17 protein-coding genes and 1 riboswitch are annotated in these 20,895 nt (G+C 48.9%); of the genes, 11 read left to right on the top strand and 6 right to left on the bottom strand.

Annotated features, from left to right (window positions below; all coding sequences use genetic code 11):
• Positions 1-101 precede the first annotated feature (101 nt).
• Positions 102-893, top strand: coding sequence for a delta-lactam-biosynthetic de-N-acetylase (gene pdaA, locus ACFVVF_RS05365; RefSeq protein WP_387806098.1), 792 nt, complete (start codon positions 102-104; stop codon positions 891-893).
• On the opposite strand, the gene ACFVVF_RS05360 is transcribed toward pdaA, so the two are convergent.
• Positions 868-1,980 carry a branched-chain amino acid aminotransferase gene (locus ACFVVF_RS05360; protein ID WP_387806096.1) on the bottom strand — a complete coding sequence of 371 codons (1,113 nt, stop codon included), beginning with the start codon at positions 1,978-1,980 and terminating at the stop codon, positions 868-870. The genes pdaA and ACFVVF_RS05360 overlap by 26 nt on opposite strands.
• Positions 1,981-2,094: 114 nt before the next feature.
• Between ACFVVF_RS05360 and ACFVVF_RS05355 the strand changes: the two genes are divergently transcribed.
• A complete protein-coding gene (locus ACFVVF_RS05355; protein WP_387806094.1) occupies positions 2,095-2,985 on the top strand; it encodes a LysR family transcriptional regulator in 891 nt (296 codons plus the stop codon).
• A gap of 118 nt (positions 2,986-3,103) precedes the next feature.
• Here ACFVVF_RS05355 and greA read toward each other — a convergent pair whose 3' ends face one another.
• The 5 genes from greA to ACFVVF_RS05330 all read right to left on the bottom strand — a co-directional run bounded on the left by greA (position 3,104) and on the right by ACFVVF_RS05330 (position 8,469).
• Positions 3,104-3,571, bottom strand: a complete 468-nt coding sequence (gene greA, locus ACFVVF_RS05350) for a transcription elongation factor GreA (protein WP_387806092.1) — start codon at positions 3,569-3,571, stop codon at positions 3,104-3,106.
• A gap of 162 nt (positions 3,572-3,733) precedes the next feature.
• Positions 3,734-4,159, bottom strand: coding sequence for a VOC family protein (locus ACFVVF_RS05345; protein ID WP_387806090.1), 426 nt, complete (start codon positions 4,157-4,159; stop codon positions 3,734-3,736).
• A gap of 132 nt (positions 4,160-4,291) precedes the next feature.
• Positions 4,292-6,631 carry an MMPL family transporter gene (locus ACFVVF_RS05340; RefSeq protein WP_387806089.1) on the bottom strand — a complete coding sequence of 780 codons (2,340 nt, stop codon included), beginning with the start codon at positions 6,629-6,631 and terminating at the stop codon, positions 4,292-4,294.
• 74 nt (positions 6,632-6,705) lie between these two features.
• Positions 6,706-7,323, bottom strand: a complete 618-nt coding sequence (locus ACFVVF_RS05335) for a TetR/AcrR family transcriptional regulator (protein ID WP_387806085.1) — start codon at positions 7,321-7,323, stop codon at positions 6,706-6,708.
• A 546-nt stretch (positions 7,324-7,869) separates the two neighbouring features.
• Entirely contained in the window at positions 7,870-8,469 is a 600-nt protein-coding gene (locus tag ACFVVF_RS05330; protein ID WP_387806082.1) for a DJ-1/PfpI family protein, read from the bottom strand.
• Between the two features lie 54 nt (positions 8,470-8,523).
• Positions 8,524-8,604: riboswitch (ZMP/ZTP riboswitch) on the bottom strand.
• 126 nt (positions 8,605-8,730) lie between these two features.
• Here ACFVVF_RS05330 and ybaK point away from each other — a divergent pair.
• The 9 genes from ybaK (at position 8,731) to ACFVVF_RS05285 (ending at position 20,811) form a co-directional block, all read left to right on the top strand.
• Positions 8,731-9,216 carry a Cys-tRNA(Pro) deacylase gene (ybaK, locus tag ACFVVF_RS05325; RefSeq protein ID WP_387806080.1) on the top strand — a complete coding sequence of 162 codons (486 nt, stop codon included), beginning with the start codon at positions 8,731-8,733 and terminating at the stop codon, positions 9,214-9,216.
• Complete coding sequence (locus tag ACFVVF_RS05320; RefSeq protein WP_387806078.1) at positions 9,213-11,186, top strand: GTP-binding protein; 1,974 nt, start codon at positions 9,213-9,215, stop codon at positions 11,184-11,186. The genes ybaK and ACFVVF_RS05320 overlap by 4 nt, the downstream gene beginning before the upstream one ends.
• Positions 11,187-11,306: 120 nt before the next feature.
• Positions 11,307-12,206, top strand: coding sequence for a LysR family transcriptional regulator (locus tag ACFVVF_RS05315; protein WP_387806076.1), 900 nt, complete (start codon positions 11,307-11,309; stop codon positions 12,204-12,206).
• 903 nt (positions 12,207-13,109) lie between these two features.
• Positions 13,110-13,625, top strand: coding sequence for an HPP family protein (locus ACFVVF_RS05310; RefSeq protein WP_387806074.1), 516 nt, complete (start codon positions 13,110-13,112; stop codon positions 13,623-13,625).
• Positions 13,626-13,891: 266 nt separating this feature from the next.
• The gene (locus ACFVVF_RS05305) at positions 13,892-15,700 is read left to right on the top strand and encodes a sensor histidine kinase (protein WP_387806072.1); all 1,809 of its coding nucleotides are present in this window, start codon (positions 13,892-13,894) and stop codon (positions 15,698-15,700) included.
• On the top strand, positions 15,675-17,096 hold the full coding sequence (locus tag ACFVVF_RS05300; protein ID WP_387806070.1) for a response regulator transcription factor: 1,422 nt from the start codon (positions 15,675-15,677) through the stop codon (positions 17,094-17,096). The genes ACFVVF_RS05305 and ACFVVF_RS05300 overlap by 26 nt, the downstream gene beginning before the upstream one ends.
• A 184-nt stretch (positions 17,097-17,280) precedes the next feature.
• Entirely contained in the window at positions 17,281-18,189 is a 909-nt protein-coding gene (locus ACFVVF_RS05295) for an ABC transporter permease (protein ID WP_387806068.1), read from the top strand.
• The gene (locus ACFVVF_RS05290) at positions 18,189-19,118 is read left to right on the top strand and encodes a carbohydrate ABC transporter permease (RefSeq protein WP_387806066.1); all 930 of its coding nucleotides are present in this window, start codon (positions 18,189-18,191) and stop codon (positions 19,116-19,118) included. Before ACFVVF_RS05295 ends, ACFVVF_RS05290 begins: the two co-directional genes overlap by 1 nt.
• 52 nt (positions 19,119-19,170) lie before the next feature.
• Complete coding sequence (locus tag ACFVVF_RS05285; RefSeq protein ID WP_387806063.1) at positions 19,171-20,811, top strand: type 2 periplasmic-binding domain-containing protein; 1,641 nt, start codon at positions 19,171-19,173, stop codon at positions 20,809-20,811.
• Positions 20,812-20,895 lie beyond the last annotated feature (84 nt).

The raw sequence follows: 20,895 nt of genomic DNA, 5'->3' as shown, positions 1-20,895 counted from the left end.
AAGTTAGGCAACTTTATTTGTCAATGACATCCGTCATTTATACAAAAAGCCGGCATGGGGAAAAGTAAAGGAAACACTTCATGGCAAAGGGGAAGATAAAGATGTCAAAGACAATGCTCCGTTCCTTCTGGATTGCGGCGTTTGTATTTTTATTAACAGTAGGAACAGCATTTGGCGCTTCGGGAGCCTTTCATTTTGGCTTCAAAAAAAGTGTAGGCGGGCAATTACCTTCAATTAATGAAGAGGGCTTCAAGGACATCGTGATGAAGCACGGCGCTATTTTTCTCGGCAATACGGAGCAAAAAGAGCTGTATTTGACCTTCGACAACGGTTATGAGAACGGATTTACGTCTAAGGTGCTTGATGTGCTGAAAGAAAAGCAGGTGCCTGCCGTATTTTTCGTAACAGGTCATTATGTGAAGGATCAGCCGGATTTGGTGAAGCGGATGGCGGCAGAAGGCCATTTGGTCGGCAATCATTCCTGGAGCCATCCGGATATGACGCAATTGTCGGCGGAGCAGATTCGAAGCGAACTGGAGAAGGTGAAGGAGGGTGTGACCGCATTGACCGGTCAGCCTACGATGTCGTATTTAAGACCGCCAAGAGGCATTTTTAACGACAACGTGCTTGCCGTAAGCAAGGATTCGGGGTATACGAATGTATTCTGGTCTGTCGCTTACAAGGATTGGGATGTGAACAGCCAAAAAGGCCCCTCCTACGCTTACGAGCAAGTCATGAAGCAGCTTCATCCTGGAGCAGTCATATTACTGCACACGGTATCCAAGGATAATGCCGGAGCGCTCGGGGCGATTATAGAAGAGGCCAAAAGGCAAGGCTATGTGTTCAAAAGCTTAGATCAGATGGAGACTAAGACTTATGGGACTGAGCGTTAGCGGATACGCCGGTTGCTTCCCGGTCATCAAGGACAGTAATCCAGCCGAATGGATCCTCTACCGTCCCTTTTTGAATGCCCGTTAAATTGTTATACAGCTTGGCAGAAAGCTCACCGGTCTCGCCATTGTTGATCGACAGCTTATGGCCGAGCCAGAGCAATTCGCCGATTGGTGAAATAACGGCGGCGGTTCCTGTACCGAATGCTTCAATCAGGGAGCCGTTGCCATGTGCTTCAACGATCTCATCGATGGAAACCGTACGTTCCTCAACCGTAATGTTCCAGTGCCTCAGCAGCTGGATGATGGAGTCACGGGTGATTCCGTCCAAAATGCTGCCGTTCAGCGCCGGTGTTACAATTGTGCCGTTGATGTTGAAGAAAACGTTCATGCTGCCGACTTCTTCGATATATTTCCGGTGAACGCCGTCCAGCCAAAGGACTTGTGAGCTGCCTTGCTTCGTGGCGTTCTCTTGCGCTTTCAATCCCGCCGCATAATTGCCGGCGGTTTTTGCGTTGCCTACGCCGCCTTTAACAGCTCGTACATATTCGGATTCAACGAAAATTTTAACCGGGTGGATGCCCTCAGCATAATACGAGCCGACAGGCGACATGATGATCATAAATTTATATTGTGTAGACGGATTAACGCCAAGCGCTGCTTCCGTAGCAATAATGAACGGACGAATGTAAAGCGAAGTGCCTTCTGCAGAAGGAATCCAATCCCGATCGGTCAAGATCAGCTGCTTAAGCGCTTCCAGCGCAAGCTCTTCATCGAGATGCGGAATGCTGAGACGCTCGTTGGAGCGATTCAGTCGCTCGAAGTTTTTACGCGGACGGAACAGCCGGATAGCGCCGTCTTCCGTTAAATAAGCTTTAAGTCCTTCAAATACAGTCTGGCCGTAATGGAACACTTTTGCGGCAGGGTCTAACGTGATCGGCTGGTACGGAACGACGCGAGCATCATGCCACCCGATGGATGCGTCATAATCCAAAATCACCATATGATCGGTATAGTATTTGCCGAAGCCTAGCTCGGACACTTCAGGCTTTTGTTTTTTATTCGTGGACAGTTCAATACGGATGTTCATCCCAACACATCTCCTCTGCGGATACTTAGTTGAATCGTAACATTACATTAGATATATTAAAAATATCAGTTTTATCGGAGAGCCATACCTTATAGGTATGGAGTGGAGGTAGAGATGGATATTCGGCAGCTGCGTTACTTTTTGGCAATTGCAAATGAAGGACAAATTACGAGAGCGGCCAAAGCGCTGAACATGGAGCAGCCTCCGCTTAGCAGGCAATTGAAGCTGATGGAGGAAGAGCTTGGCGTTACGCTGTTCGACCGGAGCGGGAAAGGCCTGCTGCTGACGCACGCTGGCGAACTGTTAAGAGACAAGGCCGAGCAGCTGCTTCACCAGTTCGGCGAGACGCTTAAAGAAGTGAAGGAGCTGGACGAAGGCGTGCAAGGCGTACTCGCTATTGGCTCCGTCGTCTCCTGCATCTCTTTGCTGCCTCCAACCATTGAGCGTTTCCGCAAGCTTTACCCCCAAGTTACGTTCAAAATTGCAGAAGGTGATCATTATTTGCTTGGCTCCCAGCTGGAGCGCCGCAGTATCGAGCTGATCGTGGCACGGCTGCCTCTGGAGTCATCACCGGAGATGAAACCGTTATCCGTCCTGAAGCTGCCGTCCGACCCGTACGTAGCCGTCATGCCGGCGTCGTGGGTGGATGATCCTGCAAAGCAGACCATGAATATGAGAGAGCTGGACGGACTGCCGTTCCTTACACTGAAGACAGACCGGACAACCGGTATGCATCACCAGGTTATGATAGAAGCCAGATCGCATGGCTTCGAGCCAAAGGTCATTTGCGAATGCTCCAGTGTGGCCGTTATTATGGCACTTGTAGCGGCTGGTATAGGCGCGACTGTCTTTCCGAAGTCGGTAATGGCTTCATTCCCGCTGCCGACGATTAAGATGCTGACGATCGCCGACGCTGACTTTGAGTCAGATGTCGGTATATTGTGGCTCAAGGACCGGTATTTATCCAAAAGCGCGCGGCATTTTATCGAGCTGTTTATGGATTGACCCAAGGATGAAGAGAAGGAAGGTCCCGGAAGCGCCAAAGATGAAAATACGAAAAAGCGAAGCCAGGTTCAGGAAAATGACCGGCTTCGCTTTTTTCAATGTGCTGCTGCAGGAAAAATTAAGCTTTAATTTCGAGTAGTTCGTATTTAATCGTGCCAACCGGAGCTGCGACATTAATTTCGTCGCCGACCGATTTGCCGATCAAAGCGACTCCAAGCGGGCTTTCATACGAAATTTTATTGTTCAATACATCAGCTTCAGCAGGGCCGACGAGTCGATATTCAATTTTTTCCGCCATCTCAATGTCATTCAACACGACAATCGAGCCAATCTGTACTTTGGAGGTACCCGCGTTTTCGACAAGACGGACGTTCTTCAGCATTCGCTCAATCGTCTGGATTCTCGTTTCCATAAACGCCTGATCGTCCTTGGCCGAGTGATATTCACTGTTTTCCTTCAGATCGCCATAGCTGATTGCTACTTTAAGACGCTGCGCGAGCTCCGCCCGCTTGACTGTTTTGAGTTCCTCAAGTTCTTGCTCCAGCTTGTTCAAGCCTTCCGCGGTCAATAAAACTTCATTAGACATATGTTTCATACAGCCCCTAACGTTTTAATAGATCAATTCTACACTAAAAAGTCCAGGGATGCGAAAAAGATTGAAAAAAGTTATTTTTCAAGGATTGAAGGCAGGAATCAATATAAAAAAGCGATTGACCGGGAGGTTCCGATCAACCGCTTGGGTTGTTGTTTAGCCGTTTTGATTGTCTTCATGGTTGATTTGCCATTGAATGCCGAACTTGTCCGTCAAGTTGCCATACAATTTAGACCAGAACGTCTCCTGGAGCTCCATCCCGATTGTTCCGCCTTCTTTCAGCTTATGGAACACAGACTTCAGCAGCTCGATATCTTTGTCGACGATAGACAAGCTGATGTTGGTGCCAGCCGTATAGGGCATACCCGGGAATACATCAGAGAACATGACATTGCTGCCTAGAATGTTCAACCGTGTGTGCATCACCAGGTTTTTTGCTTCTTCTGGAAGCGGATAATTCGGATCTGGAGGCGTTTCTCCGAAAGTCATGATCGAAGGGGGTTCCGTCCCGAACACCTCTGCATAAAACTCGACCGCTTCACGGGTATTACCGTTGAAATTCAGATAAACGTCAACTGACATTCCATTCACTCCCTGTGGTTAATTGGACTGGCACGCCTATTGTAGCATGTTCGACAGCACATATCGAGTGTCCGATTAACAAATCCAAACCAGACTGTAGAATCTGAATAAACTTTCATGAAAAGCCGATGATTAAGCAGGCTTATTCGCCTTTTTCTTCATACCGCTGCTGCTGTCTTGAGCATTAAGCGCGCTGATCAGCTTGTCGCCCTCAACATCCAGATTCGGGAGCAAACGGTCGAGCCATTTTGGCAGCCACCACGCTTTATCTCCGAAGACCGCCATGACAGCTGGAACCAATGTCATACGAACGATGAAGGCATCGATAAGAATACCAGCGGCGAGCGCGAAGCCGATTTGCTTGATCATCGCATCCGGTGCGAAGATGAAGCCGGCAAAGACGGATACCATGATGACAGCGGCAGCTAGAACGATGCGGCTTGCCAAGTCATAGCCGTGAACGACGCTTTCTGTTCCTCGATGGCCATGCACATAAGACTCGCGCATCGAGCTGACAAGGAATACCTGATAATCCATCGCCAGGCCATAAAGAATACCCGTAACAAGGATAGGCATAAAGCTGAGCAGCGGGCCGCCGGTGTCAAAGCCGAACAGGGAATGCATCCATCCCCACTGGTAGACAGCCGTAGTCAGGCCAAACGTTGCCAGTATGCTGAGAATGAATCCAACCGTCGCTTTAATAGGGACGATGATCGACCGGAAGACGAGCAGCAGAATAATAACGGATAGAATAACGATGATGCCGACATACAGAGGGAAAGCCTCTGCCAGCTTAGACGACATATCAATGTTAATCGCGGTGAAACCGGTCACGCCAAGCTTCATATCCAAATTTTGTGCAATGCTTGAATCGGAAGCACGAAGATCGTTAACGAGATCCTTCGTTGCAAGGTCAGTTGGTCCTGTTTTTGGGATCAGGCTAATAATGGCCATATCACCGGTTTTATTTACGCCTATCAAGGAAACGAGCGAGACATTCTCATGCTTTTGCAGCTCTTGAACGAGGCTGCCGAGTTTCTCAGGCGTGAACTTGTCGGAACCGTTTTTCGGTTCGCCCACTAGAAGCAGAGGGCCGTTAAAGCCTTCGCCGAAGCCTTTGGAGATCGCGTCATAGCTTTGTCTAGCCGTCGTATCCAAGTTAGCTGAAGCGCCGGAAGGAATGCCGAGCTCCATTTTCGCCACTGGAATGGCTGCCGTGCCGAGAACGGCAATCACTCCGATAATGATGAACCAGCGGAATTTCACAGTGCCTTTAGCCCAGCGAATTGAAAAGCCTTGCTTTGTTTTGCGGTCAGAGCTGTTTGCTTTCGTTCGGGCTTTAGGAGAGCAGATGCGTTCGCCAACGAAGCCGAGCAGGGCGGGCAGAAGAGTCAGCGCCAGCAATACAGTGACGAACACCGTCACACCTGCGACTATTGCCATCGTAGACAAGAACTCAATACCAATGACAAGCATGCCGAACAACGCAATAATAACCGTTAATCCGGCGAAAAATACCGCGCTGCCAGCTGTGCCTACAGCTCGGCCGGCTGCTTCGCGCGCGCTTAATCCCTGATCCAAAATCATGCGGCGCTGACGATTGACGATAAAGAGCGAATAGTCGATGCCGACAGCTAGTCCAATCATGACAGCCAAGATCGGCGTAATGTCATTGATCGCAATGAATTTCGAGAAAGCAAACGCGCCTCCGATGCTGATCGCCACGCCAAAAATAGCGGTAAGCAGCGGCAGGCCTGCTGCAACGACAGAGCCAAGTGTAATAATGAGTACAACGGCTGCGACGAGAAGCCCGATTACTTCTGTGGAGCCGATGGCAGGTGTGCTTTTCAGCGAATCACTAGGTATTGCAGTAATGCCCGAATTGTTCTGTTCGGCTGCCATCGCAGCGTCGATTACGGCGTCCGGAACGGATTTGGGCAGCGATGCCTGTTGAACGGTAAATTGGAACTGGAACAGGGCGAGACTGCCGTCCGATGAGAGCAAGACGCCTGGTACAGGCATGCCATTTACCATCAATGGGCCATAAGGAGGCATCTCAGCCGGGGTTGCCTGATTCGTGTCTGCACCTTGAGCCGTTTGCGGGGCCGAGGCGCCCATCTGGCTAGGATCAGAACCTGCTGCAAGACCAGCTTCCGCTGCTAATTTGGCAGGATTAATGACATATTCTACATTATAAACGTCTTCAATTGCTTTTTGGATTAATGCTAATCGTTCCGGTGTATCCAGACGTTCTCCTTTAGGAACAGTAAATGCAATACTGGCTTGTCCGCCCGAAGCCTCTGGAAGCTCTTTCGTTAGCTGATCTAGCACCTTTTGCGATTCTGTGCCGGCAATTTTCATTTCAGAGCTGGAATGTATGCCGTTGACTCCAATCAGGGTACCTACAATTCCTAGAATGACGACCCATGCGATAAGAAATTGCCATGGCTTGGCGTATGCGGATTTTCCCAACTTGTACAAAAATGTTGACATGTAATGTGTTCTCTCCTTTGTATCATGCTGACTGGCAGGGCATATGAATGATGTTAAAACCCGTTGCGTAAATATTCGAACATCGCGTTCAAGTATTGCTCGAATGGAATCGCATCGGTTGGTTCAGCTTCGTTCTCTCCGGGGAGCAGCACATTCAGACTGCCATCGAGGATGGGCACAAACGCGCCGTAAACCGCTCCAGCTAGCAGATGAGTATATCCGGCCTTATAGCGTCCTCGAGTGAAAGGCTCAAGTGCTTCTTGCGCGGATATTTGCAAGCGTCGGAATACTCCCAGAATGTAAGGTTCAAGCGTCGGATGCTGCTTCGACAGTGAGACGAACTGACGCAATTTAAGCAGAAACTCCGCGGTGAACTGCATCTTCATTAAGCTGTACAGCAGATCAAGCGGTGTTGCATCTTGCGGCATGCTTTTAATTAATTTGTCATATTCGTCTACACTCGTATAAGGGACTGCAACGGCAGCAACCGCTTCTTCTTTACAGGAAAAGTAGTTGGCGAACGTCCGTCGAGAATAACCGGCCTGCTGCACGACATCGTCGACAACGAAGCCATCCAAACCTTTTTCAAGCGCGAGCTCGAAGGCAGCTTCGGCTAAGGCAGAGGCCGTGGCTTCTTTTTTCTTGTCACGCAAGGTTTGTTTAGCAATCAAATGACTATACCTCCTTATTGAATTCGTATATTATTATGATTGCCCAAAATGCAAACATGCACAATGGGCAAGTTTTTCGAAATTGTGAACTTTGGGATGAAACAACATCCGTAGACTGGTGTCTAGATAGCCGAGGATGAATGGTTTGCGAAAGCAAATGATAGCGTGTTAGCGAACCAGCTTCGCTATTTAATGCCGGAAATTTCCTTCATACATACAAATCAAGCGTAAAATGCCGTTATTTTGATGGATAAGGGTAAAAGTTTCTCTATTGAGAAAATGATATCCGCTATAGCGAAACTGAGTGCGTAATTGTCTTTCTCAAAAAAGAACAGCTAAATCTGATTCAGATTCAGCTGTTCTTTATGCGTTTTTGGTCTTTGAAGGTGGGGGGCGAGCGGAGCGGTTCGAGTTCATGCTGACTTTTTGAAGATTCTATCCATCATTGGAGTCGCGGAGCGACAAAAAGGCTGGAATCAAGAACGGCAGCATGAACCGAAACGCGCAGCGAGCCCTTGCCTTGCTTTGCCTTGCCGAGCCGAAGTCTTAAATCGAATTATAATTGTACTCCATAAGCGTTGCCGTTAACTGCGCTCTGTCCGCTCCCAATAATCGCCCTACAACGTACAACGACATATCGATTCCTGCGGACACTCCCGCTGATAGAATGATTTTGCCGTTATCGACGTAACGCTTATCCGCTATAATAACTGCCGATGCCGGAGCTGCAGCTTTCAATTCTTCGAGAGCCCGATGATGTGTTGTGATGTTCAGGTCTTCGAGCAGGCCTGTTTTTGCAAGAATAAGTGCACCCGTACATACAGATAGGACAAGCTCCGCGGTCGCTGCAGTTTGGGCGATCCAATCAGTCAGCGCTGAATTGTTCATTTCCGTTCTAGCGCCCGGACCGCCAGGGACGATAATCAGATCGGGAGGCGGACAATTGTGAATGGTGTAAGCAGGGTTTATGCTTAACCCGCCTAATACAGTTACGGGGCCTTCATCCGGTGCGACCGTATAGATTTGAAAGTCTTTTCCGCCGCCGCTGCTTGTCAGAAACACTTCAAAGGGGCCTGTAAAATCAAGCGCTTCAATCTGGTTGAATACGACAATCGCTACTTTTCTTGCGAGGCATACCTGATCCATTCAACATCTCTCCTTTGGAATGAAAAAAAAGCATTTGGCCGCAATCGACCAAATACCTTTTGCCCAGGCGTACGGCTGTATGGCCTGTGTGCTTCCCCGTGGTTATCCACGTTTACGCCAGTCACACCCAGGTGTTGCTTAATCATTTTATATCAAAAGTTACATAAAAAGGCAACGGGTAATGGCAGATAGAGAATATGGCTTGCTCCTGTTAAAATAGATACAGCTCAAGATGATTACGATTAGAATGGGGAAGCAGCAATGGCCGAGACGAAAACAAATGCGATGCGGATGCTCGACAAGTCCAAAGTGCCGTACAGCATCATGACCTATGACAATGAAGATGGACAAATACATGGCGCAGCTGTCGCCGAAAAAATCGGAAAACCGCCGGAGATTGTATTTAAAACGTTAGTTGCCCATCAAGGGCCGAGCCTCTTCGTGTTTGTCATTCCTGTCGCAGAGGAGCTGGATCTGAAGCTGGCGGCTAAAGCGGCTGGGGTGAAAAAAATTGAGATGCTTCCGGTAAAGGATCTGCTAAAGTGGACCGGTTATGTACGCGGGGGATGCTCGCCAATCGGAATGAAAAAGCTTTATCCTACCTTTATTGATAGTGGAGCAGAATCATTAGCCCATATGTTAGTGAGCGCCGGAAAGATCGGCTTCCAGATGGAGCTCGCGCCGAAACAGCTTGCCGAGCAAGTATCGGCTGTATTCGTTCCGCTCATTAAGGCGGGTACTGCATGAACGCAAAGCGCAACGTAACGATTGGATTGCTGGCACATGTCGATGCGGGGAAAACAACTTTTGCAGAGCAGCTGCTCTATCATACAAACAGTATTCGAAGCCGAGGGCGTGTCGATCACCAGGACGCCTTTCTCGATAGCCACGAGTTGGAGAAAGCCCGCGGCATTACGATATTTGCCGACCAGGCGGTGATGAGCCGCGGCAATACGGATTATTATTTAATTGATACCCCTGGCCATGCCGATTTTTCTGCCGAGATGGAGCGGGCGCTTCAAGTAATGGATTATGCAGTCATTATTGTCAGTGCAGCCGAAGGGATCGAGGGACATACCGAGACGGTGTGGCAGCTGCTGCAAAGCCATCGCATTCCGGTATTTTTCTTCATTAACAAAATCGATCGAAGCGGAGCTGACGGGGATGCCGTTCTGGAACAAATTCGAGAACAACTGACGAAGGATGCCGTGGAGATGAGCGGCAGCTTGTCGGAAAACGTTCAGGATTCGCTTATTTCATTTGCGGCAGAGCGGGATGATGAGCTGCTCGAGGCTTATCTGGAAGGAAACGTGGAGCCAGCTAAAGTGATGGCCTCGCTTCGTCAATTGATGAAGCAAAGACTCCTTTTCCCCGTGATGCGGGGATCGGCGTTAATGGATATCGGCATTGCCGATTTTCTGAGCAATTTGGAGCTGCTGGCTGAAACGGATTATGACGATTCGGCTCCACTCGCCGCCAGAGTATATAAGATTGGACATGATCAGCAGGGTACGCGTTTAACCTATATGAAGGCGCTCCATGGCAAGGTGTCGGTACGGGAGGATATTCGTTACATCGATCGAAATGGAGAGGTCAGACAGGAGAAAATAACAGCGATCCGGACTTTTAACGGCAGCAAGTCTGCACTTGTTAATGAGGCAGCTGCCGGGCAATTATTTGCCGTGACGGGGATAACTTCACTAGCTGCTGGAGACGTTGTGGGGGAGGGGATGGAACGGTCCCATTACGAGCTTGTACCCGCGCTTCAGTCCAAGGTGCTTTTCGCTGCTTCGATTCCGCTCAAGGAAGTGCTGCGATGCTTTAAGCTGCTGGACGAGGAGGATCCTTCGCTTGGCGTCAGATGGGACGAGCCGCTTCAGGAGCTTCATGTTCATGTGATGGGTGTTATTCAGCTGGAGGTGCTGGAGCATGTTGTGAAGGAGCGGTTCCAGCTTGCCGTAGCCTTCGGCGAACCTGAAATTTTGTATAAGGAAACCGTTGGCGGAACGACGATAGGCGCCGGCCACTTCGAGCCGCTTGGGCATTATGCGGAGGTTCATTTGCGGATAGAGGCGGGGGAGCGGGATAGCGGAGTAGAATTCAGGAATGAATGCCATGTCGAAGATCTGAGCATCGGTTATCAGAACCTGATCGGCCAGCATGTAACGGAAAAGGAGCATCGCGGGCTGCTGACAGGATCGCCGCTTACCGATGTTGTCGTTACTTTGCTCTCCGGCCGTGCGCATAACAAGCATACTTCAGGGGGCGATTTCCGCGAGGCAACGCTAAGAGCGCTTAGACAAGGGCTGGAGAAGGGGGATAATATTTTGCTCGAGCCCTACTATGCCTATCGTATAAAAGTCGATATTGAGCATGTCGGCAGAGTCATGTCCGATATTCAAACCGCCCACGGCAGCATTGAGCCGCCGGAAATTTTAGCTGACACTGCGATTTTCACGGGTTCGGTCCCGATTGCTTCCTTTATGAACTATGGCGCAGAGCTGGCCTCCTATACGAAAGGTAGAGGCGTTTTGACGCTAAAGCCTGACGGCTATAAGCCATGCTTCCAGACTGAGAAAATAATTGCAGAGCGGAATTATGATAAAAACGCCGACCCTGCCTATACGTCAATGTCGATTTTTTGCGCGAAAGGGAAAGGCTTCAGTGTCGCTTGGGAAGACGCGGATTCTTATATGCATATTGAATTGAACAAGTAGATGGCTAGAGCTAATATTGATGATATCTATTATAATGATAGAAACGATCATATAGACCTATGATGAGTTGCTGATTACAATGGAATGAACATTTAGAGGCGACAAAGGGGGGATGGGCTCATGGAGTTTAGGCAGCTCGAATATTTTAAATTGCTGTGCGAGGAATTGCATTTTACGAGAACGGCGGAGAAGCTGGGCATTACACAGCCGACATTAAGTCATCAGATTAAAGCGCTGGAGGATGATATCGGCGTTCCGCTTTTTGACCGGATCGGCAAAAGGATTGCCGTCACCGAAGCGGGCAGCATTCTCTATAAACAATGCAGCAATGTTTTTGGGCTGCTCCAAGGCGCGCGGGAAGAAATATCAGAGCTGCAGCGGATGGAGCGGGGCTCGCTGTCGATCGGCGCGCTTCCGGGCGAGCTTAACCATCTGGCCTCTTCGCTGCTCGTCCAGTTTCACCGCAGCTATCCCGGTATTCGCATCAAGCTGCATAGTATCGAAGACAGCGTAGAGCGAATTCTTGCCAATGAGCTGGATTTGGCTATTACGATTTTGCCGCAAGAGGACGATAGATTGAGGAAACAGACACTTTACCACGAAAACTTTTACTTTGTATGCAGGTCCGATCATCCGCTTGCTTCACAGGAGTCGTTGAACCTCACGGACATTCAGAAGCAGCCAATCGTTATGTTTCCAGAGACGCATCATTGCCGCCAACTGATTGACGGCGTGAGCGTATCCGCCGGTCTTCTGATGGAGCCCTTAATTGAAACGGCCTCTATCGAGTCATTATTTAACTTGATTCGTTCGGGGACAGGCTCCTCCATCTTGTCCAAGACGTTAATCGAAATGCAAAACGATCCCGAGCTGAAGGCGATTCCGATCGATCACCCAAGCCTGCGCCGGGAAGTCGGCATTATTACTCATAAAGACAAGTACATTGGTAAGGCTGCAAAAGGGTTCATCGAGCTGCTGACGGACTACGTGTGCGGGCTGAAGTCTGCTTCCCCGGTCTGATTCTGGTGGGACTGCAGATTTTGGTTAGATTTAGCTTAAGCCTAAGTTTAAGTCCCCCAGAGGGACTTACTCCATGTATAGTGGAGTATTCGGCGTGAGTTAAGACCCTGGTAGGGTCTTACACTGAACGAAACTGGCGAAAGCGCGGTAGAATACTAGCTGGTTAAAGAGGTTAAGACCCTAGCAGGGTCTTATACCGTGGAAAATGGGTCTCTGAAAGCGAGTTAAGACCCTGGTAGGGTCTTACACTGGACGAAAATGACGAAAGCGCGGTAGAATACTAGCTGGTTAGTAAGGTTAAGACCCTGAAAGGGTCTTATTCCATGTAAAATGGAGTATTGGGCGTGCGTTAAGACCCTGGTAGGGTCTTACACTAGACGAAATTAGCGAAAGCGCGGTAGAATACTAGCTGGTTAAAGAGGTTAAGACCCTAGCAGGGTCTTATACCGTGGAAATTGGGTCTCTGAAAGCGAGTTAAGACCCTGAAAGGGTCTTACACTAGATGAAATTAGCGAAAGCGCGGTAGAATACAGGCTGATTAAAGAGGTTAAGACCCTAGCAGGGTCTTATTCCAAGTAAAATGGCTCGTCGAAAGCGCGTTAAGACCCTGAAAGGGTCTTATGAGCTTGATCATAAGTGTTCAGCAGGCTGCAGCGAAGAATCATAATGCAAATCTGCATGTTGATATCCATTTTTTGAGCGATTTATCGCATCAAAATGCAAATCTGCAGTTTGATACGCCCAAAAAGCCTCCATCACGTGAATGGAGCGATTTCAAATGTACTTTTGCATTTTGATGGCCATTTTGGAGCATTTCGGGGAAATCAGCATGTACTTTTACATTTTGTTGCTCTTTTTAGCATGAGCAGCACTCTAGCAAACTTCAACGAAGGAGTTATCATCATGAGCAGTCAGAATTATTGGGGAAAGATGAAGGGGGCAGGCAGAAGTCCGCTGAAGGCAGCGCCCAAAACGGCGTTAATTAGCGCGGCGGGAGGTTTTGCAGCCATTGCGATACTGGCCTGGCTTACCGGACTGACCGGCCAGCCTTGGATTATGGCGCCGTTTGGCGCAAGCTGTGTGTTGGCGTTCGGCGTATGGGAATCGCCGTTGTCCCAGCCACGGAACATTATTGGCGGACATTTCATATCGACGATGACCGGACTTATTTTATTTCATCTATTCGGACAGGGAATAATTGTTCTTGCAGCCGGTGTCGGGCTTGCCATATTGTTCATGATGCTGACCAAAACAACGCATCCGCCAGCTGGAGCTGACCCGATTGTCGTAATACTGGCGGGGAGCAGCTGGTCATTTCTCTTCACCCCTGTGCTTGCGGGATCGGCGGTCATTGTGGTTATAGCTTTGCTTGTAAACAATGCCATCCGTCAGCGAAGCTATCCGACCTTCTGGCTCTAGCATCCGTATTGGCCATACCACACACGTTGGGAGTACATGCGGCAAAAAAATTCAGTATCGCAAGCACAGCAAGACGGCTTTGCCACACTCGGCGAAGCCGTCTTGCTGTGTATATAGCGGGAATATGATCGTTGCACTCGAATTTTTTTTCAAAAGAGACAATTCCCACATATTGAAAAATGCGGAGTATCCGCTCCTTGACTTGCTCCTATTTCCGCTTGATAATAAGCGATATGTTTACACTACTTCCTTGAGGATGAATTCCTATGGCGTTTCTTAGAAAATTGTCCATTCGATCGCAGCTGCTGATTTTAGCTATTTCGACCGTACTGGTTATCTTGGTTATCGTGTATCATACCTACTCGACGATGTCGGCTATGGTCACCCGCAATCATGAGGAATACGTGCAGCAGACCGTAACGGAGATCAAGAAGAACGTAACGTCGAACAAAGACGTGCTGTTCCGGCTTATGCAAACGATTTCTTATAATGCGGACGTGCAGAGCTATCTGGTGGAGCAGAACGCGATTACCCGGTTTGAAATGTTCAAAAAGCTGAACGTACTCATTTCGAACCAGCGGGAGCTGAAGGACGGCATTCTCGATATTATCATTTCCGGCGATAACGGCTTCTCGGTCGATATTAACGGGGGAAGTCCCTATGGCGAGGATCTCAAAAAATTGCTGCCTGGAAAGGTAAACGCTTACTACGCCGGCATGCAGCAGTTCGGAACGCTGTATGGCTCCGCGACGGGTCTGGTGTTCGCAACGACGATATCCTATGTGCAGCAAGGCGAATCCTTTAATCAGAAGCTGGGCACGCTGTTTTTCATCGTCGATCCCAAGGCGCTGGTGGGGGAGAAGGAGTACAACTCCAAGCAGACGAATACGCAAATTTATTTGCTGGACCGCTCCAATAAGATCATTACGAGCAATACATCGTCCATTACAGGCAATCAGGGACCGGAGCTGGAGAAGCAAAGCGCCGAGGGTGCTGACCAGAACGTGCTATGGCAGGGGAAAAAATATGTCTCGCAAACGATTGCCATCCCCGACATGGATGCGAGAATTGTCAGCGTTGCCCCTAAGGACGAGCTGCTTCGGGACGTACTCGTTCTACGCAGGCAGGAGCTGCTCATTCTCGCCGTTGGCTTATTGATTCTCGCCATTCCGTTCACGATGATCATGAACAACATCCTGCGGCCGCTCAAAAAGATGATCTTCTTCATGACCTCTGTAAGCCGGGAGGACAATTTGAAATTCAGCAAGCGGATATCGCTGAAGGGCTATATGGAAATCAGCATGATGGCGGATGAGTTCAACAGCATGCTGGACGAGATTGAACGCTTGTCTCATAAACTGCTGGAGACGAACACGCGGCTTTATGGGACGGAGCTTGAGAAGCAGAAGTCCGAGCTCGCTTTTCTGCGCAGTCAGATTAACCCGCATTTTCTGTACAACACGCTGGAGGTCATCACGGGTATCGCCGCTGTGGAAAAGCAAGACAAGATAAAAAAAATGACAAGGTCGTTGTCCAGCATTTTCCGCTACAGCATTAAAGGCACGGACGAGGTTGAACTGGGGCAGGAAATTCAAATGATTCAGTCGTATGTTCAAATTCAGCAAATCCGGTTTGCCGACCGCTTCACAGTTCACTATAGCTTGACAGAAGAAGCATTGCGGCATACTGTGCCGAAAATGATCCTGCAGCCGCTTGTGGAAAATGCCGTTTATCATGGCATTGAAACGACGCTCAAGCCTTGCCGTCTAGAAATTGGAGGCTTTGTGGATGACAGCGGCACCTTGATTATAGACATCAAGGATGACGGCGTGGGCATCGAAGCGGAGCGTCTGGAAGAAATCAGGCGGATGCTAGACCAGCCGCGGTCCGGCTTTGACGACCCTAGCGGCTGGCAAAGCATTGGCCTTGTGAATGTCAACAACCGCATACGTCTAATGTTTGGCGGAGAGTACGGCATGCGCATCGAAAGCGCTGACGGCGAAGGTACGCACATCCGCTTAAGGATCGGACAACGGAGGGATAACATAAATGTACAAAGTATTGATCGTAGATGATGAGAGCTGGGTTGTGGAGAGCCTGAAGGATTTGGTCGACTGGGGGCAGTACGGCTTCGAGGTTGCCGGTCAAGCGGCCAATGGGGGCGAAGCGCTGATTGCGATAGAAGCCTTAAATCCTGACGTCGTGTTCACCGATATCCGAATGCCGGAGATGAACGGACTTGAGCTGATCCGCCGGGGAAAAACGATGGGCAAAGCGATTCGTTTCGTCGTTGTGAGCGGTTACGCAGAGTTTGCCTACGCCCAGAAAGCATTGTCCTATGGTGCGGCCGCCTATTGCCTGAAGCCTTTCGATGAAATCGAGATCGGAGGCGTGCTCGCTAAGCTGAAGGAATCATTGGACAATGCACGCCCGGTAAGAGAGGACATGATGCAGCTGCTGCTCGACGAGTCGGGCGGACGCAATGAGGAGAAGCTGCTTGGCATGCTGGCAGAGCAGGGCATTCTACAGTGGATTGAGCAGGGTATCGTTCCGGTCGTAGCGATCGGACTGTCTGAGCTGCCGCTGCCGCCGGGCCGGGTTATCAAGCTGATTACCGGGACGGCCAAAACCGCCTACCTGATGAGCGAAGAACAAGCGAAGGCGATGCTGGGCAAGGATACAGCTTCTTTCCCGGAAGATATATTGGGAATCGGGCTGGGAAACCGGCTCACGGACTGGAAGGCCATTAAAGGAGCCATTGAGGAGGCGGATATTGCCGCATACCAATGTTTCATAGCAGGCAAGCCGGGCGTATATTCGCTGCCGGAGACGAAGGACACAGAGCTGAAAAGTTGGATGGCGGAAATTCATGCCGCGATCGGCAGCAAGGACAGCGGGATTGTCCAGCGCAATCTGGACCGGATCGGAGCTTTGTTCGAAGAAGGTGTTCTGACAATTCGTCATGCTTTCCAAGTGTATAATTTGACGATCTCGTTCTTGTTCGACCTTGAACGGAAAGAAACGATTCTCTACAGCTATGAACAGTTAGTTCGCTTGTTCAAGAACGTCAATGAAATGATGGCCGAGCTGAAATCGCTAGCCGGTCAATACGTGCAGCAAATGTCATCCCATGCGCCGGAGTCGAAAAACCAGACCTTTAACCCGATTCTGCAATTCGTCACCGAAAATTACCGGCGTGATCTATCCTTGCAGGAGCTGGCGGATCAATTTTTTATGAATCCCAGCTATATTAGCCAGCTGTTCAAAAAAGAGGTCGGCGAGACGTTCACCGCCTATGTAGCGAAGCTCCGCGTCGCGCAGGCTTGCGAGCTTCTGGAACGCAGCGACAGCACGGTTCAGGACATTGCGGACAAAATCGGATACCGCGATTATTTCTATTTTACGCGTATTTTCAAGAAATTGACCGGTCAGACGCCAACGCAATACCGCGAATCGCATTCCCGGAATTGAGACCATGCATTAATTTTAGATGTTTATGGATTAATTTTAGAAAACCTCCGTTTGGAGGTTTTCTTTTTTATGTTAGCGATTTCATTTTCTATACATTTCAATAAATTCCGTGTATACCTCATCGGCCAATGTAAGCGCATAATTAAGCCTATCAACAGAAGTTAACGCTTACAGGAGGGACATTATGAGAACTACGCTAGGGAAGGAAATTTACAAAAATAAGTATTTATACATTCTACTCCTTCCAACGCTGCTGTACTTTGTGATTTTTCAGTACTTGCCGATGTACGGCGTTCTGCTGGCCTTTAAGGAATATCACATTCGCGAAGGCATACTGAACAGTCCATGGAACGGTCTGAAAAACTTTCAAGAGGTTGTTGGACAAAGTGATTTCTGGAGAGCCTTCTGGAACACGATTATTATCAGCGTAGGACGCATCGCGCTGGAGTTCCCGGCGGCAATCGTTCTTGCACTGCTGATTAACGAGGTTGCAAGACAGAAGCTGAAAAGACTGTATCAGACGGTCTATACATTCCCGCATTTTATTTCTTGGGTAATTGTAAGCGGCATCATGTTCAACTTTCTTAGCAATGATGGTGTGCTTAATCAGATTTTCGCATTTTTCGGCCATGAGAAAATGACCTTCCTGACGAATCCTGAATTGTTCAGACCGATTATTTTCCTGTCGAACATCTGGAAAGAGGTCGGCTGGAGCGCCATTATCTATCTGGCAGCGATTGCTGGTATTAATCCCGAGCTTTATGAGGCTGCCCGCGTCGACGGCGCAAGCCGGTTCCAGCAGCTTCGGGCGATTACATGGCCGTCCATTCGCGGCACGGCGGGAATTTTGCTAATCCTGGCAGTCGGCAGCACGATGAACGGCGGCTTTGAGCAAATATTCAACCTGTATAATGCGGCTGTATACAGCACGGGCGATATTATCGACACGTATGTGTACCGCTCAACCTTTGCGGAAGGAAGTAGCTTTGGCGTATCAACAGCAGTTGGCCTGTTTAAAGCGATTCTGAACTTCGCTTTGCTGTACTCCGCGAACTTCATCGTCAAAAAATTAGGGGAGGATGGGCTGGTTTAATGGATACGATCAAACAAACAACGAAGATAGAGCCGCTGTCGCCCTCCGTCAAGAAAGACAAGAGAAAATTCAATGTCGCAGATCTGATCATTCATTTGATTCTTATATTTCTTACGGTATGTACAATCTTTCCGTTCTACAACGTACTGCTGATGTCATTCAGCAACTCGGTGGCGATTTCCAAACAAGTCGTGTACTTGATTCCGACCACCTTCGATATTTCGGCTTACAGCTACATTTTCAATGAGCCGCGGTTTCTGAAAGCGTTCCTCGTGACGTTGTTCGTCACAGTAGTAGGCACGAGCGTCAACCTGTTTGCAACGCTTACCGGTGCGTACGTATTGTCTAAAAACGGTTTTCCGGGACGAAAAATCGTTATGTCGGGCATCATTTTCACCATGTTCTTCAATGGCGGTCTGATTCCGTTCTACCTGACGATGAAAAACCTTGGCCTGGTGAACAATCTGTTCGTCATGGTGCTTCCCGTTGCGATCAATACGTTCTACATGATTATTTGTATCTCCTTCTTCCGGACACTGCCGGCTGGCCTTGAGGAATCGGCCAAAATCGACGGCGCGAACGACATTCAAATTCTTTACAAAATTATTTTGCCAATCTCGATGCCTATGGTTGCAACGATTACGTTGTTCTACGCGGTTGACCGGTGGAATGAATGGTGGCATGGGGTGCTCTTCATGACCGATATCAATTTGCTTCCATTGCAAGCGCTGTTAAGGGAACTGCTCACCAATTACCAGCAAGTTTTATCCAGTATTTCGACGAACATTATCGTTCAAAATACCGGACTCCATCCAGAGATGCTCAAAATGGCCGTGCTGGTCGTGAGCGTGCTGCCGATCGTCTGCTTGTATCCTTTCATGCAAAAATATTTTGCAAAAGGCGTTATGATCGGCTCCATCAAAGGATAATAGAAGCGAAGCCGCTTTTATTATAGAATAACAATATAAGGGGACATGAGAAATGAAGAGAATGAAGCTTTTCGCATCAATCGGCCTGTCAGCAGTTCTCATTGCAACATTGCTTTCCGGTTGCGGAAGCAGCAAGTCGAATGGCAGCTCATCGAATGATCCTGGCAAAGCGGTAGATCCGAACAACCCGTATGCGGAGCACATGAACATCTCGCTTTCCTGGTGGGGCATTGGTGTCGGCTTCGAGCCGCATGACGAGGTGGTTCAAAAGATTGAAAAAGATTTCAACGTAACCTTCAAACCGGTTGATATCGGCTGGGATAACTATAAAGAGAAATCCCAGGTCTGGGCAGCTGCCGGACAATTGCCGGACATTATTACGCACAGCATTACAAGCGACACGCCTGCCGTATACAATGAGTGGGTGAATCAACAGCTTATTCATGCGCTTCCTGAAGATATGAGCAGCTACCCGAACCTGAAAAAAGTGTTTGAAGTAGAGGGCGTTGACGGAATCAAGCGCGACGGCAAGCTGTATGCCATTCCGCGTATGACGTTCCCTACTGACGATATGTGGGCAGTATGGGCTGTTGACGGCGCCGTATTCGTCCGCAAAGACTGGATGGAGAAGCTCGGCATCTCCGACCCGCAAAACTTTGATGAGTTCAAAGCGATGCTGAAAGCGTTTGTGGAGCAAGATCCAGACGGCAACAAGAAGAACGACACGACCGGTATTGTTATGAATACTTTCGGTTATTTCAAAAACGTATTCGCAGCAACTTTCCCTGAATTCGGCAACAAAGGCTGGGTGAAGGAAGACGGCAAATGGATGCCGTTCTATGCTTCGCCGAAAATGGACGAGGTGCTGCGTCAAGCTCGTGCGCTCTACAAAGAAAAAGGCTTGGATCCTGACTTTGCAGTAGCGAAAGCCGGCGAAAGCAATCAAAAGTTCTATCAAAACAAAGCAGGCGCGTTGGCCTTTACAACGAACAGCGTCTTTGGCGCCAATGGCGTTAAAGCAGAGTGGGAGAAAAACAACCCGGGTCAGAAGTTCTTCGACCATGTTAAAATTATGCACCCTTGGGCTGATGCAAACGGCGTGAAATACCGCAACGTAAACAGCGCTTGGTGGTCCGAGAGCATGATTAACGCTGATGTTGATGACAAAAAGCTGGACCGTATTCTGCGCATCTATGATTACCTGTTGTCGCCTGAAGGCAAAGAGCTGTTCGACTACGGTATTGAAGGCAAGGACTACACGAAAGACAGCGCAGGCAAAGTGACGATTACTCGTCCGAAAGAAGGCGATCAATTCGTCGATCTGAAAAAGTACTATCCTTCGATGGATATCATTTCCCAGCTAGCCGCTTGGAGAAATGCTGCAATTCTTGAAGACAACGAAGCCAACAGAGCCGCATTTGGCAAAGAGTCGGTCGAATTCGTCCAGAACGAACTGAAGTGGATGAAGGACAATACGCAGCCAATTCCGACTGCATTCGAGATTGCAACGATGAGCACACCAGCGAAAGACAAGCTGTCGACGATTAATTTCGATGACGACTTCACGCGTGTAATTCTTGGCAACGAAGATCCGGTTAAAATGTGGCAGGATGTACTGAAAGTTTACAACAGCAAGGGTCTTCAGAAAGCAATTGACGAAGTAACGGCTGAGATGGCAAAATTCAATAAGTAACACTAGGTAACAATCGTATATCGGATGCTCCGCCTGGAATCGGGCGGAGCTTTCCGTGCATCGTGGGAGAGAGGGGAAGTTATC

It is taken from the genome of Paenibacillus sp. NPDC058174, from assembly GCF_042883865.1.
Lineage (GTDB): Bacteria > Bacillota > Bacilli > Paenibacillales > Paenibacillaceae > Pristimantibacillus.
The sequence above is the reverse complement of the archived record's forward strand: the minus strand, read 5'-3'. Positions and strand labels throughout refer to the sequence as shown.